The organism is Cognatishimia sp. SS12, assembly GCF_028369055.1.
Taxonomy (GTDB): Bacteria; Pseudomonadota; Alphaproteobacteria; order Rhodobacterales; family Rhodobacteraceae; genus Cognatishimia.
In genome coordinates this window covers 98,976-115,565 of the sequence record NZ_JAQNCZ010000001.1, presented here as the reverse complement: position 1 = coordinate 115,565, position 16,590 = coordinate 98,976, and the positions used below count along the sequence as shown (strand labels likewise).

15 protein-coding genes are annotated in these 16,590 nt (G+C 57.9%); 7 read left to right on the top strand and 8 right to left on the bottom strand.

All coding sequences use genetic code 11. The features are described from left to right. Positions 1-47 precede the first annotated feature (47 nt). Positions 48-320, bottom strand: a complete 273-nt coding sequence (locus N6L24_RS00585) for a succinate dehydrogenase assembly factor 2 (protein WP_271842701.1) — start codon at positions 318-320, stop codon at positions 48-50. Positions 321-468: 148 nt separating this feature from the next. Between N6L24_RS00585 and N6L24_RS00580 the strand changes: the two genes are divergently transcribed. Together N6L24_RS00580 and N6L24_RS00575 are read left to right on the top strand one after the other, a co-directional pair. After that, positions 469-1,671: a pyridoxal phosphate-dependent aminotransferase gene (locus tag N6L24_RS00580; RefSeq protein WP_271842700.1), complete on the top strand. Its 1,203-nt coding sequence runs from the start codon at positions 469-471 to the stop codon at positions 1,669-1,671. Positions 1,672-1,692: 21 nt separating this feature from the next. Continuing rightward, positions 1,693-2,103 carry a hypothetical protein gene (locus N6L24_RS00575; RefSeq protein ID WP_271842699.1) on the top strand — a complete coding sequence of 137 codons (411 nt, stop codon included), beginning with the start codon at positions 1,693-1,695 and terminating at the stop codon, positions 2,101-2,103. On the opposite strand, the gene N6L24_RS00570 is transcribed toward N6L24_RS00575, so the two are convergent. Next, the gene (locus N6L24_RS00570; protein WP_271842698.1) at positions 2,100-3,473 is read right to left on the bottom strand and encodes an MATE family efflux transporter; all 1,374 of its coding nucleotides are present in this window, start codon (positions 3,471-3,473) and stop codon (positions 2,100-2,102) included. The genes N6L24_RS00575 and N6L24_RS00570 overlap by 4 nt on opposite strands. A gap of 137 nt (positions 3,474-3,610) precedes the next feature. Here N6L24_RS00570 and N6L24_RS00565 point away from each other — a divergent pair, with 137 nt between their 5' ends. Further along, a complete protein-coding gene (locus N6L24_RS00565) occupies positions 3,611-4,264 on the top strand; it encodes a TIGR02453 family protein (protein ID WP_271842697.1) in 654 nt (217 codons plus the stop codon). Here N6L24_RS00565 and N6L24_RS00560 read toward each other — a convergent pair. Beyond that, a complete protein-coding gene (locus N6L24_RS00560) occupies positions 4,261-5,679 on the bottom strand; it encodes a pyridoxal phosphate-dependent decarboxylase family protein (protein ID WP_271842696.1) in 1,419 nt (472 codons plus the stop codon). The two genes, N6L24_RS00565 and N6L24_RS00560, sit on opposite strands and share 4 nt — an antisense overlap. Positions 5,680-5,805: 126 nt before the next feature. Next, positions 5,806-6,786, bottom strand: a complete 981-nt coding sequence (locus N6L24_RS00555; RefSeq protein ID WP_271842695.1) for a hypothetical protein — start codon at positions 6,784-6,786, stop codon at positions 5,806-5,808. A gap of 233 nt (positions 6,787-7,019) precedes the next feature. Here N6L24_RS00555 and parE point away from each other — a divergent pair, with 233 nt between their 5' ends. Then, positions 7,020-8,978, top strand: coding sequence for a DNA topoisomerase IV subunit B (gene parE, locus N6L24_RS00550; protein ID WP_271842694.1), 1,959 nt, complete (start codon positions 7,020-7,022; stop codon positions 8,976-8,978). A gap of 13 nt (positions 8,979-8,991) precedes the next feature. Here the strand turns inward: parE and N6L24_RS00545 are convergent, their stop codons facing one another. The 4 genes from N6L24_RS00545 to uraH form a co-directional block, all read right to left on the bottom strand. Further along, positions 8,992-9,327, bottom strand: a complete 336-nt coding sequence (locus N6L24_RS00545) for a hypothetical protein (RefSeq protein WP_271842693.1) — start codon at positions 9,325-9,327, stop codon at positions 8,992-8,994. Then, complete coding sequence (locus N6L24_RS00540; protein ID WP_271842692.1) at positions 9,320-9,868, bottom strand: hypothetical protein; 549 nt, start codon at positions 9,866-9,868, stop codon at positions 9,320-9,322. Before N6L24_RS00540 ends, N6L24_RS00545 begins: the two co-directional genes overlap by 8 nt. A gap of 253 nt (positions 9,869-10,121) precedes the next feature. Continuing rightward, positions 10,122-11,336, bottom strand: coding sequence for a urate hydroxylase PuuD (locus N6L24_RS00535; RefSeq protein ID WP_271842691.1), 1,215 nt, complete (start codon positions 11,334-11,336; stop codon positions 10,122-10,124). A gap of 26 nt (positions 11,337-11,362) precedes the next feature. Then, a complete protein-coding gene (uraH, locus tag N6L24_RS00530; protein ID WP_271842690.1) occupies positions 11,363-11,716 on the bottom strand; it encodes a hydroxyisourate hydrolase in 354 nt (117 codons plus the stop codon). 126 nt (positions 11,717-11,842) lie between these two features. On the opposite strand from uraH, the gene puuE reads away from it, so the two are divergent. The 3 genes from puuE to aceE all read left to right on the top strand — a co-directional run bounded on the left by puuE (position 11,843) and on the right by aceE (position 16,582). Next, the gene (gene puuE, locus N6L24_RS00525; protein ID WP_271842689.1) at positions 11,843-13,258 is read left to right on the top strand and encodes an allantoinase PuuE; all 1,416 of its coding nucleotides are present in this window, start codon (positions 11,843-11,845) and stop codon (positions 13,256-13,258) included. Continuing rightward, complete coding sequence (locus tag N6L24_RS00520; RefSeq protein ID WP_271842688.1) at positions 13,255-13,740, top strand: ureidoglycolate lyase; 486 nt, start codon at positions 13,255-13,257, stop codon at positions 13,738-13,740. Before puuE ends, N6L24_RS00520 begins: the two co-directional genes overlap by 4 nt. 187 nt (positions 13,741-13,927) lie before the next feature. Beyond that, a complete protein-coding gene (gene aceE / locus N6L24_RS00515) occupies positions 13,928-16,582 on the top strand; it encodes a pyruvate dehydrogenase (acetyl-transferring), homodimeric type (RefSeq protein ID WP_271842687.1) in 2,655 nt (884 codons plus the stop codon). Positions 16,583-16,590 lie beyond the last annotated feature (8 nt).

The following is a 16,590-nucleotide window of genomic DNA, read 5'->3' as shown; positions in this document are numbered from 1 at the left end:
AATTCGCGAAAAATCTGTTAAATTCCGAGCATTCGCTAAAATGCGAGCTATTTTGGCTGCGCCATAAGGGCGGCGATATCGGCGATCAAGGCTTGGAATTTTTCCGGCGCATCTTTCTGGCCGCTGACCCATTGATAGAGGTCCTGATCGTTTTCATGCAGCAGCGCATCATAGTGATCCAGCTCTGCAGCACTCATACCGGGCAGCTTCGCCTCCGCATAGCGGCTGAGGATAATGTCCATCTCCTTGATCCCACGGCGCATGGAGCGCATCTGCATCCGTTTCAGACGGTGTTCGCGGAGTTCCGGGGTGCTGGTCATTCTGACATCCTCTGCATAGCGTTTGATCGGGCAGACGCCCTTGCAATACCTCTGCGCGCGCCAGACAGCAAGCTGATCTGCCTTCGCGCTTGAATGGCCCTGCCCCACTGTCTAAGACTTGCGCAACGCATCTTATTAAGGCTGGCCCATGTCCTTTCTGTCCAAAACGCTTTCGCGCGTGAAACCCTCCCCCACCATCGCTATGACCGCCAAAGCCTCAGAGCTGAAGGCCGCCGGGCGCGATATCATTGGCCTCTCTGCCGGGGAGCCGGATTTTGACACGCCAGACAACATTCGCGCGGCCGCCAAGGCCGCGATTGATGCGGGCAAAACGCGCTATACGGCACCCGATGGCATCCCCGAACTGAAGCAGGCGATTTGTGACAAACTGCTGCGCGATAACGCGCTGACCTATACGCCCAAGCAGATCTCGGTCGGCACCGGCGGCAAGCAGACGCTGTACAATGCGCTGATGGCCACGCTGAACCCCGGCGATGAGGTGGTGATTCCGGCCCCTTATTGGGTCAGCTACCCGGATATGGTGCTGCTTGCCGGGGGCACGCCGGTGATTGCCGAAACCAGCCTTGAGGCGAATTTCAAGCTGACCGCCGAACAGCTCGAGGCGGCGATTACCCCAAACACCAAATGGTTTATTTTCAACAGCCCCTCCAACCCTTCGGGCGCGGGCTATAGCTGGGATGAACTCAAGGCGCTGACCGATGTGCTGCTGCGCCACCCGCATGTCTGGGTGATGACCGACGATATGTATGAACATCTGGCCTATGACGATTTCAAATTCTGCACCCCGGCCGAAGTTGAGCCGCAGCTTTATGAGCGCACGCTGACCTGCAATGGCGTGTCCAAAGCCTATGCGATGACCGGCTGGCGCATTGGGTATGCTGCCGGACCAGAGCCGCTGATTGCCGCGATGCGCAAGATCCAGAGCCAATCGACATCAAACCCCTGTTCCGTCAGCCAATGGGCGGCGGTTGAGGCGCTGAATGGCACGCAGGAATTCCTGGCACCGAACAATGAAAAATTCGTGCGGCGCCGCGATCTGGCGGTGCGGATGCTGAATGCCATCGACGGCATCACCTGCCCGGTGCCCGAAGGGGCCTTTTATGTCTACCCGTCGATTGCGGGGCTGATCGGCAAGACCACGCCCAAGGGCACCAAGATCACCGATGATGAGGCCTTTGCCACCGCACTCTTGGAAGAGTCCGACGTCGCCGTCGTCTTTGGTGCCGCTTTTGGCCTGTCGCCCAATTTTCGCGTCAGCTACGCCACCTCGGACGCTGCACTGGAAGAGGCGTGCAAGCGTATCCAGACGTTCTGCGCTGCGCTAAGCTGATCCAAAAACCCGGAGGTCCCCATGTCCGTTGATCTGCCCGAATATTTCTTTCGCACCCGTGACAACGGGGCCACGGTGTTTCGGGTGGACAGCGAAAACCGGCATCGCCGGATCGAGATGGACCCGATTGCCACGGTTGTTCTTCGCAGCGGTGACATCCGCCCGCAGGGCGACCGCACCCTATCCGAGGCAGATCTGGCAGCGATTGAAACCTGGCTGGCGGATCGCCGCGAAACCCTGCAATGGCGGCAGATGGACGACATCCTGCGCACCATCGACAAGCTGCATGAGGTCAGCCATTGGGCGCAAAGTCAGGCAGAACCCGAGCAGCTAGATATGGTGACGGACACGCTATTGATGGCGATGCACGATCTGCGCAGCGTGTTGGTCCGCAAAAAGGCCGAAAAACTGATGCAAAATTCCGGCGATTAAACCGTGGCAAAACGCAGGCGCAACACTGACATCTGCTGATGCCAGAACCGCAGCATCAAAAGCAGCGCGGCCACGCCCAGACCAAGCGCAAGGCCGAACCACACTCCCAAAGCGCCCCAACCGAGCACAAATCCGGCAAAATAGCTGAACGGCACACCGATCAGCCAATAGCTGATCGCTGCCATGATCATCGGCCCGCGCGTATCCAGAATGCCGCGCAAAACGCCCAGCGCCATGGCCTGCGCCCCATCGACAAACTGAAACAATGCGGCCGCAACGAGCAGCAATTTGCCGACCTCAAGTATGGCCGCGAAATTTTCATCCTGCCGATTGAGGAACAGCGACACCAGCAATTCGGATTGGGTCACAAAGATGAAAATTGAAAAGACGGCGTAACACATGCTCACGCAAATCGCTGTGCGCGCACCGCGCGCCAGATGCTCAGCGTCTTTCTTGCCCATAGCCGATCCCGCGCGCACGGTGGCGGCGTTGCTCAGCCCCAGATGCACCATAAACATCAGCCCCGCGAGATTGATGGCAATGCCATGTGCGGCAAGCTCAACGATACCGATCCATCCGATCATCAACGCACCAGCGGCAAACAGGCCCACCTCGGCCAATGTGGTCAAACCTACCGGCACCCCGACCACAAAAACCTGGCGCGCGGCGGCCCAGTCCGGCTTCCAGAGGCGCACAAAGAGTTCGTCTTGCGGCAGGATCCGCTGCGCATAGAAGATCGCGCCAATCACCATCACCAAATTGACTGCAAGTGAGGCAACTGCCGCCCCGGCGATACCCAGTTCGGGTGCGCCCCAATTACCAAAGATAAGCGCATAGTTCACCACAGCGTTGGTCGCTGCCGCAACGACGGTGATCCAGAACACGACTCGTGTGTGTTCCAGCGCGGCAAGATAGCTTTTCAGCACCATCACAATCAGCGCCGGAAACAGCCCCGGGCCGGCAATACGCAGATAATCCTGCGCCATCCCCGACAGTTTCGGGTCCTGCCCCAACCCCACCAGGACCGGCGCGGCATACCAGAACAGCGGCATCGCCAGCAGGCCGAACAACACCGACAGCCATAGCGCCATGCGTGTGATCCGGCGAATGGCCGTGTTATCATTCTGCGCCGCCGCCTCGGCCACCATGGGCATAACCGCAAAGGCAAAACCCGAGCCGAGAATATAGGTCAGAAAAAACACCTGGGCCCCCAGAACCACCGCTGCCAGCGCCTCGACATCATACCACCCCAGCATCAGCGTATCGGTCAAATTGATCGAAAACTGCGCCACATGCCCGCCCACAAGCGGCAGCCCGAGGGTCAGCAAAGCGCGCAGGTGCTGGCGGTATGTCATCTCAATTTGATCCATATCTCGATCAGTACGGAGCGCTCAGCCCCTTGGCAAGGTCGTTCTGCACAGCAAATAGGCAAAGTAAAAACATCGCAGAAAAAGCTGGACCCAGACCGCGATCATCGCAAAACTGCCATGAAAGCAAGGAGTTCGCTATGACCGACTCATTTCAGTCGCTTGTGCCCGACACCCGCCGTTTCCTGTCTGAACTGGCAGAGAACAATACACGCGACTGGTTTCTGTCCCAGAAGCCCCGCTATGAGGCAGAGCTGAAGCGCCCCGCCGAACATCTGCTTGCGCAAGTTGCGGCTGATCTGGAAAAGCTCACCGGCAAACCGGCCAAACCGAAACTCTTTCGCGCCAATCGCGATGTGCGGTTTTCCAAAGACAAGCCCCCCTATCACACACATCTACACATGCTCTGGACCACCGAGAACGAGGCGCGCCAACCCATGGGGTGGTTTTTTGGTATTGGGCTTGATCACCTGTCCGTTGGTGCCGGGCTTATGGGGTTTGAAAAAGCCACGCTGACGCATTGGCGCGCGCTGATTGACGGCCCCTTAGGCAGCGATCTGATTGCCGAGGCTGAGATGCTGCGCGATCAGGGGTTTCGCGTGACCGAGCCAGAGCTTAAGCGCGTGCCGCCGCCCTATGCCAAAGACCATCCGCGCAGCGAATACCTGCGGCGCAAAGGGTTATCGGCCTGGCGTGACCACCAGCCCGGCGCGATGAAAGCGCCGGTCAAGATCGTGATGGCAGATTTCGCTGCGCTTCTGCCACTGACGCAAAAGCTGTCGCAGGTGATTTAACGCGCGCTGATCGCTTCGGCGGCGCGCGCGGCGGCAGCCACGGCCTCGCGCACATCATCACGTGTGCTGCGGTGGTTCACAATTGCGGCCCGCAACATTTCAACCCCATCGACAATGGTGGTGGAGAAGACCGCTTCACCATTTTCCTGCAGCTCAACTGCCACCTGGGTGTTCAAAGCAGATTGCGCCACCTCTGGCAGGTCCGCCCGCAGGGTAAAGACGCACACATTGGACACCGGCTGGCGTGCCACGGCCATGTTTTCGTGGCTTTCCACCACCTCAGCCATAAAGCGCGCCAATTCGCAGTTGAAGGTGATCGCCGCGCCAAAGGCCTCTGCCCCATGGGTTTCCAGCCCCAGCCAGACCTTGAGCGCTCGGTTGCCGCGCGACAGGTCAATGCCATAGTCGCAATACCATGGATCGCCGCTGGCCACACCGCGGTCCTTGCCACTTAGGTAAACCGGGCGCGCGGCAAAGGCGGCGCGATGCTCGGCCTCATCGCGGATCAGGGCCAATCCGCAATCATAGCCGACATACATCCATTTATGAAAATCAAGCGCGATGGAATCCGCGCGGCCAATCCCATCGGTCAGTTGGCGATAAGGTGCATCCGCAAGACGGGTCCAGGCCCCAAAGGCCCCATCGACATGGAGCCACAGCTTTTCATCAGCAACGAGATCCGCCAGCGCGTTGAAATCGTCAAACAGGCCGAGATCTACCGATCCTGCCGTGCCGACAACCAGAAACGGAGTTTTGCCGGCTGCGCGATCCTCGGCAATCATTTTGCGCAATTCCGCGCAGTCCATCTGCCCGTCGACCAGCGGCACGAACCGCAGGTTTGCCGCGCCAATCCCCAATAGCTCAAGCGCTTTGCGGGTGGCATTATGCACGCCCTGCCCCGCATAGCAGGTCAACTCTGCCCCGCCTTGACCAACCGCGCGCACCTCTGGCCCCAACGCCCGCAGCCGGGCGGCGGCAAAGCTGATCACCGTGGCTTGCGAGGTGCCCGTCACCAGAACGCCGGATGCGCCCTCGGGCATGCCCATCTGTTGGCGCGCCCAGTCGATGACCGCGCGCTCCATATAATTGGCCCCGTGGTTGCGCCCGCCGCAATTGGAGTTCATCACCGCCGTGACCATACCCGCCATCACATCAGTCGCCAGGCCCGACCCTTGCACCCATCCCCAATATTTCGGATGGGTATTGCCAGCGTGATAGGGCATCACATCATCGCGCAGCCGCTGCATGACATCACCGCCCTGCCCAATCGCATACCGCGCCTCAAGCCCGTCGGGCACATGGGTCCATGGGCGTTCACCTGCCGCTTGCATCTGGTCAATACAATCGTCCAGCAGCGCCCGCGCCTCGGCACGGAATGCGTCCCAGTCTTTGGGGTCCAGGGAATGATCAGCCACGCGCAGCCCTCCGAAGGAAAGAATGTTGCGCGTCATTTACAGGAAGCCGTGCCCCTGCGCACCCGGAAAGTGCGCAATTGCAAGAACCTATTGTCGCGCTTTCACATTCTGAAAGCTGGCAGTGCGTTAGACCGCCATGCGCGCCGGAATGTCGATGATCGGCGCGATACGTCCAAACCCGTGCGTTGGATGAAAGGCTTCGGCCACTTTGAACCGGCTGAGCGCGGGCAAAGCTTCGATATTGGGCAAATCCACCTGCTCGAACCGATCCCGTTTAAAGGCCGCGGAGAGCACTGGCCAATCTTCGTCATAGGCGCTCTCGGTCACGTGGCAGGGCGCGATGCATGACACGACAAGCACATCAGCGGGCACCAAACGGAATAGGTCAGACGCCACTTTGAGCGTCGCGCTCGCAGCATAAGCGCGATAGAGGCGCATGGATTTTTCCCGCGGCATCTTCAGTTCGGTCAGCTTGCCGCTGGGCATGTATTTCAGGTGAAAGTCTGGGACGATGCTTTGGTCATGCAGGGATAGCACCGCGTGAATCAGCCCGCCGTTGACCGAAAACCCAAGGCCCCGGCCCAGTTTGTGAATTTTGGACAAGGTCTGTTGGGATTTGATCACCGACAGCAGCACCGCATCATCGCCCTGCATGACGCCATGATAGGTGGCCTGTTCCCGTTCCCATTGCGCCACTTGGCGATGATAGGGGGTCAACTGCACCAAAATATCATCATGATTACGCTGCTTGGCGATATGAAGCGCGCGCTCCAGCGCATCGCGCGTCTGCTTGCCCCGCCCCATCAGCCATTCCACGAACCCCGGCTCATGATGTGCCAGCTGGCTGCGCATGCGCTGCGAATTTTGCAGATCGATCTCAGGGGGTTGGGGGGCCGGACGCCCGGCCAGGCCCTTCCAGTCGATGGGGGCGATCAGCTCATGGTGCAGCCCCGTGATGTGCCGAATATAACTGTCCAGCTCATGAATATACTTGGCGTTGGATCGCTCCATCGCCCGCTTCTGCCTGTCCTTCTCCTGCCGCTCGCTTTCACGCGCGGCGGGGCCGAGTGATCGACCCAAGGACCCCATGGTGTCATTGTAGACCACGACACTTCTCTCCTTTGGGGTGTATTCTGCCTCTACGCTCAACCCTGCGTGCAAAAGTCTCATATTGCAATATGAAATTGGTTTACAAACAATAACCTATTCAAAAATGTGCATTTGGGAACGCCCTCCAAAGTGAACCACAGCAAAGTAACAGCCCTATAAAACCATATGCGCCTTGCCCCAGCATCCGGCTGGTGGAATAATGAAAGCAATCAAAACAAATTGAGCAGCGCATGACCGATCTTCTGACGGAAACAGAAACAGACCAAACCTATGACGCCTCCTCCATCGAGGTGCTCGAAGGGCTGGAGCCCGTGCGCAAACGCCCGGGCATGTATATCGGCGGCACGGACGAACGGGCGCTGCACCATATGGTGGCGGAGGTTCTGGACAACTCGATGGACGAGGCTGTGGCTGGCCACGCCAACCGCATCGAAGTGGAGCTGCACGCCGATTACGCCATCACCGTTCGCGACAACGGGCGCGGCATTCCAATTGATCCGCACCCGAAATTCCCCGATAAATCCGCGCTTGAAGTGATCCTGTGCACCCTGCACGCCGGCGGTAAATTTTCGGGCAAAGCCTATCAAACTTCGGGCGGTCTGCACGGGGTTGGGGCCTCGGTGGTGAACGCGCTCTCTGATTCCATGGTTGTGCAGGTGGCCCGCAACAAAGAGCTGTTTGAACAGCGGTTTTCGCGTGGCCATCCGCTTGGCCCGGTTGAGAAAATCGGCGCAGCCCCCAATCGGCGCGGCACCACGGTGACATTCCATGCCGATGAACAGATCTTTGGCAAACACCGGTTCAAACCCGCGCGGCTGTTCAAATCCATTCGCTCCAAAGCCTATCTGTTTTCCGGCGTTGAGATCCGCTGGAAATCCGCGATCGAAGATGGCGAAACCCCAACCGAAGCCACCTTTCATTTCCCCGGCGGTCTCGCGGATTATCTGAATGAATCGCTCAACGGCTCCACCAGCTATGCCGAGCAGCCCTTTGCTGGCACGGTCGAGTTTCAAGAACGGTTCGGCGTGCCCGGCAAGGTCGAATGGGCGATCAACTGGACGCCCAGCCGCGATGGGTTCATCCAATCCTACTGTAACACCGTGCCCACCCCCGAAGGCGGCACCCATGTCGGCGGTTTTTGGGCCGCGATCCTCAAAGGCGTCAAAGCCTATGGCGAATTAACCAACAACAAAAAAGCCGCGCAGATCACCCGCGATGATCTGATCACCGGCGGCTGCGCGCTGGTGTCGTGTTTTATCCGCGAGCCGGAGTTTGTCGGCCAGACCAAAGATCGGCTGGCCACGGTGGATGCCCAGCGACTGGTGGAAAACGCCGTGCGCGACCACTTTGACAATTGGCTGGCCTCCAACACCAAATTTGCCGGTGCCATTCTGGATTTTCTGGTCCTGCGCGCCGAAGAACGGCTGCGTCGCAGACAAGAAAAAGAAACCCAGCGCAAAAGCGCCACCAAGAAACTGCGCCTGCCTGGCAAGCTGGTGGATTGTTCGGCCACAAACCGCGAGGGCACTGAGCTTTTCATTGTTGAGGGCGACTCCGCGGGCGGTTCGGCCAAGATGGCGCGCAACCGCAAAACGCAAGCGCTGCTGCCCCTGCGCGGCAAGATCCTCAATGTTCTGGGCGCTGCCAGCTCAAAACTCGGCAGCAACGCGGAAATCAACGATCTGACACAAGCGCTTGGCGTTGGGCTTGGCACCAGATTCAACGTCGATGATCTGCGCTATGACAAGATCATCATCATGACCGATGCGGATGTCGACGGCGCGCATATTGCGGCGCTATTAATGACATTCTTCTTTACCCAAATGCGCCCGATGATCGACCAAGGCCACCTGTATTTGGCCTGCCCGCCTCTCTTCCGCCTGACCCAGGGCGCGCGGCGCGTTTATTGCGTCGATGAGGCCGAGCGTGACGCCTATCTGGAAAAAGGCCTCGGCGGCAAGGGCAAGATCGACGTCAGCCGTTTCAAGGGTCTGGGTGAGATGGACGCCAAAGATTTGAAAGAAACCACAATGGACCCGGCGTCACGCAAATTGATCCGCGTGACGATTGACGAAGATGAACCCGGCGAAACCGGCGACCTTGTCGAGCGTTTGATGGGCAAGAAACCGGAAAAACGGTTTGAGTACATCCAAGAGAACGCACGTTTTGTGGAGGAGTTGGATGTTTGAGTTGAGGAAAATTTTACTTCTTTCCTAATTCATCCAAAAGATCATCCAGAACTTGTTCAGTACCTGAAATTTGCCGGCGAATTAAATTGTATGTCGAATTCAGGGCGGAGGCATAATTTAAATTAGAAATTTCGCTTAGATCAGCATCCGAAAACCGGTCGACGACTTTCCCTGACCCGTCGCGCACACGGATTTCGAAGTCATGGAAACCTGATGACTCGAGTTCAATGGCATTCTTGCCTATTACAACTTGCACAACATCATCATCAGATGTGTCCTGCCAAGCCAGCTTACCCTCTGATGTTAGACCGATAAGCCTCTGCGCCAACTTCACCCATTTGTCAGACATTCTGAACTGCCTCCGTGTTATCTTTGATTTCGCGAACTGCCTTCGCAACTGCTTCAGCTTGTTTCGCAAGCACGGATTTGATTTTTACCAAATTAAAATCCGAGCCATTGTGGCGAATTTCATCTGAAGACTTTTGTAAAGATGCCATTTGCGCCTGCAACCCAATCAGAGATTTTTCAGTTTCTTCAGAAAGTTCTACGTTCCCGGAACTCAGTAATGGTGCAACTATTACTCTAATTGCCTCACATTTCTCAGAAACCTGCTCCCATTGTTGGTTTTCCACTCTCAAACGAATTTCGACCAACATTTGTTGCACTAAAGTGATCTGCGACGCGGTATCAGCATTAATCATAGATCTTTTTGCGGCGTGGGCCGCATTTGCTGCCACACTCGCTTTTGAACTGGCCCGAGCCGCGAAGGCAATGGAAAATGCAAAGCCAACCATGGCGAGTAGGATTCCCCAAAAATCATACCCAGGCCAAGAAAATACCGCGTCCCAATCTACTGAAATCAATTCACAATCCTCAATCGCTTCCAACATATGATTTTGCTTTAGCGCTTTCAAACCTAAAGTAGGGAGGTATACCCTTGAGATGCGAAAGAGCATCGCCTGACCGCGGGCGGAAGCGAAGCGCCCGCCGTCAAACCTTTGGTTTGCCTTCGGCAAAACGGGGAGGGTCGGGCGCTGCCCGTGCCGCGATCGACACGGGCGCAGTGTGCGGCGACGTAGCTAAGCCCCACAAAACGGACATCCAAGTTAATACAGTATGCCCGGCGGCGGGCTGAAGCCCGCCTTACGAGCCGTTTTTGAACCAGGCCACAAGCGTGGCGCGTTCGCTGTCTTCCATCCAGCTGACGTTGGCGGGGGGCATGGCGCGGGTGATGCCGGCTTGCAGGTAGATCCCCTCCGCCAGTCGGGCGATGTCCGCGTCGGTTTCCAGCAGCACGCCTTTGGGCGCACGATGGATGCCTTCGTAACCGGGTTCGCGCGCGTGGCACATGCTGCAGCGGCCCATCACGATGTCGCGCGCATCGTCAAAGCCTTCGGCCGAAGCAAAGCGCTGTTCCGCCTTGGTCAGGGCGATCTCTTCGGGCACGCTGACCCGGCCCGCCGAGGACAGCCACATCACAAGAATGAACAGGATCGCGGTGACCGCCCAGGTCCACCACAGCATCGGCCCGCGCGCGTGCATTGTGTTAAAGAAATGCCGGATCGTCACCCCCATCAGAAACACCAGCGCGGCAATGAGCCAGTTGTATTCCGTGCCAAAGGCCAGCGGGTAGTGGTTGGACAGCATCAGAAAAATCACTGGCAATGTCAGGTAATTGTTATGGGTGCTGCGCAGCTTGGCGATCTTGCCGTATTTGGCGTCCGGCACCCGCCCGGCCTGAAGATCCGCCACCACGATCCGCTGATTGGGCATGATGATAAAGAACACATTGGCAGTCATGATGGTGGCCGTCAGCGCCCCCAGGTGCAGCATCGTGGCGCGCCCGGTAAACACCGTGCTCATGCCCCAGCCAAGACCCACCAGAAACACAAACAGCAGCAACATCAGCAGCGTCGGAAAATTGGCCAGCGGCGATTTGCACAAACGGTCATAGGCGAGCCAACCCAGCCCTAGAATGGCGGCGGAGAGCACGATGCCCTGCCAGAGCGGCAGATCGCTCTTGCTGCCATCGACGAGATAAAGCGCACCGCCCGCCCAATAGACCACCATCAGCAAGGCAAAGCCCGACAGCCAGGTGGCATAGCTTTCCCATTTAAACCAGGTCAAATGGGCCGGCATTTCCGCCGGGGCGACCAGATATTTGCGAATGTGATAGAACCCGCCGCCATGCACCTGCCATTCTTCGCCATCCGCACCGCCAAAATCGCCGTTTCTGTTCAGCCCCAGATCCAGCGCGATGAAGTAAAACGACGAACCGATCCAGGCAATCGCGGTGATCACATGCACCCAGCGCACCGCAAAGGCGATCCATTCCCAGAGTATCGGCCATTCAAACATATATGCCCTGCCCTTTTGCTTGCGGTTCAGCTGCCGCGATACGTGGAATACCCGTAGGGCGAGACCAGCAGCGGCACGTGGTAATGCGTTGACTCATTGATGCCAAATCGCACCGGCACCTCATCCAGAAACATCGGCAACCGCGCAGCCTGACCGCTGCCCTGAAAATAACGCCCGCAGTAAAACACCAGTTCATACTGCCCGGTCGCAAACTCATCTTCCGGCAAGATCGGCGCATCGGTGCGCCCGTCGGTATTGGTTGTGGCTTCGCCAATCAGATGGCGCGCCCCCTCGTCCAGCCGGTAAAGCTCTACTTTTACCCCTTCAGCCGGGCAGCCGCGCGCCGTATCCAGAACATGGGTCGTGATATATCCGCTCATTTTCGCCTCCCCGCGATTTTTTTGTGCGTGTTTCGCCCCGATTGTGGGTGCAGGCTGTACAGTTGCCAAGAGCTCTTTCAATATAAACCACGACGCAGCTGCAGTTTTGGCAGGAAAGAGGGCAAAATGCACAGATACCCCAGAGATTTGCGCGGATACGGCCAGCACACGCCTGACCCGCAGTGGCCCGGCGGGGCGCGGATCGCGGTGCAGTTTGTGCTCAACTTCGAAGAAGGCGGCGAAAACTGTCTGCTGCATGGTGATGCCGCCTCCGAAGCTTTCCTCAGCGATATTCCCGCAGCGCAGCCCTGGCCCGGGCAACGGCATTGGAACATGGAATCGCTCTATGACTACGGTGCGCGCGCCGGGTTCTGGCGGCTGCATCGGCTTTTCACCGGCGCGGGCATTCCGCTGACAATCTATGGTGTCGCCAGCGCGCTGGCCCGTGCCCCTGAACAGGTGGCTGCGATGACAGCGGCGGGCTGGGAAATCGCTTCACACGGTCTCAAGTGGGTTGAGCATAAAGACATGCCGCCCGAAGAGGAACGCGCCGCCATTGCCGAAGCGATCCGCCTGCATACCGAAGTGGTCGGCACCCCGCCGCGCGGCTGGTATACGGGGCGGTGTTCGGAAAACACCCTGCGATTGACCGCAGAGACCGGGCAGTTTGATTACGTCTCGGACACCTATGATGATGATCTGCCCTATTGGCGCGAATATGGCGCGCGCGATCAGCTGATCATCCCCTATACGCTGGACGCCAATGACATGCGTTTCGCCACCGCGCCGGGCTGGGTGACGGGGCGCGATTTCGAAGACTATCTGACAGACGCCTTTGACGTGCTTTACGCCGAAGGGCGCGCGGGTGCCCCCAAGATGATGAGCATCGGGCTGCACTGTCGCCTGATCGGGCGCCCGGGCAAACTGGCCGGGCTTCAGCGTTTCATCCGGCATATTCAGGCGCATGAAGGCGTTTGGACCCCGCGCCGGATCGACATTGCGGACCACTGGGCCAGAACCCACCCCCACCAGCGCCGCCCGCGCCCCAGCGCCATGACGCGCACAGAATTCGTCACAACATTCGGCGGCATCTTTGAGCATTCCGCTTGGATCGCAGAGGGTGCCTTTGCACTTGAGCTTGGCCCGGCGCACGACAGCGCCGAGGGTTTGCACAACGCATTGGCGCGGGTCTTCCGGTCGGCAAGTCGCGATCAGAGATTGGGCGTGCTGCGCGCCCATCCCGATCTGGCGGGCAAACTGGCGGCCGCAGGGCGACTGACCGAAGACTCGACCAAGGAACAGGCCAGCGCCGGTCTGGACCATTTGACAGATGCCGAGCGCACGCAGTTTGAAACGCTGAACGCAGCGTATGTCGCCAAACACGGCTTCCCCTTCATCATTGCCGTCAAAGATCATAACAAGGCGAGCATTCTTCGGGCCTTTGAGCGGCGCATCGACCAGGATAGCGCGACGGAATTTGCGGAAGCCTGCCAGCAGGTGGAACGGATTGCCAAGCTGCGGCTCAAGGCACTGTTGCCATGAAGAAAATAGAAATTCAGCCTCTGACCGCAGCGGCATTTGCCCCCTTTGGCGATGTTATTGCGCGGCGCGAGACCCCGGACATGATCATCAATCAGGGGTACTGCGGGCGCCACCACGATTTGGCGCAGCTTGATTTTGGCAGCGGACGGGCGGGCATCAGCCTATTTGATGCCAAGCCCCGCGAGCTGCCCTATTTCTGCGACATGGTCGAGCGGCACCCAAAGGGCAGCCAGGCTTTCATCCCGATGAGCATGACACGCTTTCTGGTGATTGTCGCAACCGACCGCAACGGAACCCCCGCTGGCCTGCGCGCGTTCCTGACGGAACCGGGGACAGGAATCAACTTGCATCGCGGCACGTGGCATGGGGTTCTGACCCCACTTGAGGCCCCGGGCCTCTTTGCCGTCGTCGACCGTATCGCCGAGGACAGCAATCTGGAGGAGTATCATTTCGAAACGTCATACGAAATAGTTCAACCCTGAACTAACCGAGCGAATAGGGTGCTAAAATTCTGGATACCCGCGTTTCATTGAGGAGAATGGAACAAGAAATCCACCATTACGAGTTTCCCACTAGGTGCATGGCTGCTATGTATCAGGCGGCCTATCTAGATAGTTTAATATTAAACTATAATATTCGCTAACACGACATCACGAGGAGGAAGTGTTCATGTCATCCAAAATCGAAGACATCGATCCGGTCGAGTCACGCGAATGGCAAGAAGCCATCGAAGATGTGATTGCCCGCGACGGCGCGGACCGCGCGCATTATTTGCTGGACAAGGCAGTGCAACAGGCCCGGGCATCGGGTGCCAATCTGCCATTTTCCGCCACTACCCCATATCAGAACACAATTCCTGCCGATGATCAGGAAGCCTTTCCAGGCGATATGGACATGGAATGGCGCATCCGCACCATCAACCGTTGGAATGCCATGGCGACCGTCGTGCGCCGCAACAAAGTGTCCAGCGAATATGGCGGCCATATTGCATCCTTTGCTTCCTCCGCAGTGATGTATGACATTGGCCTCAATCACTTCTGGCGCTCCAAATCCGCGATCCACGGTGGCGATCTGGTGTTCTTCCAGGGCCACGTCATCCCCGGGATCTACGCGCGTTCTTTCATGGAAGGCCGCCTGACCGAAGAGCAGCTGGAAAATTTCCGCTCCGAAGTGGCAGGCAACGGCCTGTCGTCTTATCCGCACCCTTGGCTGATGCCGGATTATTGGCAGTTCCCAACCGTCTCTATGGGTCTTGGCCCATTGATGGCGATCTACCAAGCCCGTTTCATGAAATACATGCACAACCGGGGCCATATCGACATGGCCGACCGCAAAGTGTGGTGTTTCCTCGGCGATGGCGAAATGGACGAGCCGGAATCCCGCGGCGCGATCGACCTTGCCGCGCGTGAAGGCCTCGATAACCTGATTTTCGTCGTCAACTGCAACCTGCAACGTCTGGATGGCCCGGTACGTGGCAACCACAAGATCGTGCAAGAGCTGGAAGGCGACTTCCGCGGCGCGGGTTGGAATGTGATCAAGCTGCTCTGGGGCAAAGGCTGGGATGAGTTGCTGGAGAAAGACACCTCTGGCAAGCTGCGTCAGCTGATGGATGAAACACTGGATGGCGATTACCAGACGTTCAAATCCAAAGACGGTGCCTATATCCGCAAGCATTTCTTTGGCAAATACCCAGAGACAGCGGAGCTGGTCAAAGACTGGACAGATGAGCAGATCTGGGCGCTGCGCCGCGGTGGCCACGATCCTCAAAAGGTCTATACCGCCTTCAAACGCGCAACGGATACCAAGGGGCAGCCAACTTGCCTGCTGGTGAAAACCGTCAAAGGCCACGGCATGGGCACCGCTGGCGAAGGTCAGAACACCACCCACCAGCAAAAGAAAATGAACGAAGAGCAGCTGCGCGCCTTCCGCGATCGTTTTGACATCCCCGTCAGCGACGAAGACGTCGGCAAAGCACCCTTTGTAAAGCTGAACAATGCGCAGAAAGCCTATCTGGCGGACCGCCGCAAAGCGCTTGGCGGGGAATTCCCCAAACGTGATGCGACCTCGCCCAAACTGGAAATCCCAGCGCTCGACAAATTCGCCGCGCAGTTGAAATCCACCGGCGATCGCGAAATTTCCACCACGATGGCCTTTGTGCGTATTCTGACCACGCTGCTGCGTGACAAGAATATGGGCAAAAACGTTGTGCCGATTGTCCCGGACGAAAGCCGTACCTTTGGTATGGAAGGGCTGTTCCGCTCGGTCGGGATCTACAACCCGCTGGGTCAGAAATACACGCCGCAAGATGCCGATCAGATGATGTTCTATAAAGAAAGCATCGATGGTCAGGTCCTGCAGGAAGGCATCAATGAAGCGGGCGCAATGGCCGACTGGATTGCCGCTGCAACAGCCTATTCCAACCACGGCGTGCCGATGGTGCCGTTCTTCATCTACTATTCGATGTTCGGCTTCCAACGGATCGGCGATCTGGCTTGGGCCGCTGGCGACAGCCGCGCACGCGGCTTTATGCTGGGTGGCACCGCTGGGCGCACCACGCTGAACGGCGAAGGTTTGCAGCACGAAGATGGCCACAGCCACATTCTGGCGGGCACCATTCCGAATTGCATCAGCTATGATCCGACCTTCCAACACGAAGTTGCCGTGATCATCCAGCATGGTCTGAAACGCATGTATGAAGATCAGGAAGATGTGTTCTACTACCTGACCCTGATGAACGAAAACTATGCGCATCCAGACATGCCGATGGGCGTGGAAGAGGACATCATCAAAGGTCTCTACCGGTTCAAAGAGGTTGCGAAACCCGGCAAGAAACACGTGACCTTGATGGGCTCTGGCACCATTCTTATTCAGGCGATCAAAGCAGCAGAGATGCTGGAAGAAGACTTTGGCGTCAGTGCTGAAATCTGGTCGGCCCCAAGCTTTAACGAGCTGGCCCGCGATTGTCAGGATGCAGAGCGCTACAACCGCCTGAACCCGCTGGCAGAGCCAAAGGTTCCGTTTGTGGCAGAGCAACTGGCCAAGTCCAAGGGCCCGATCATTGCGGCCACCGACTACATGAAAAACTATGCCGAACAAATCCGCGCCTGCGTCCCGCGCAGCTACACGGTGCTCGGCACAGATGGCTATGGGCGCAGCGATAGCCGCGTCAACCTGCGCCGCTTCTTTGAAGTGGACGCCAACCACATCGCTGCGGCGGCCATGGTGGATCTCTACCGTGACGGCGCCATCACCAAAGCCGTGCTGGAAAAAGCGCTGGCAAAATATGACATCGACGGCAACAAGCCGAACCCCCGTCTGGTGTGATCGGGAAG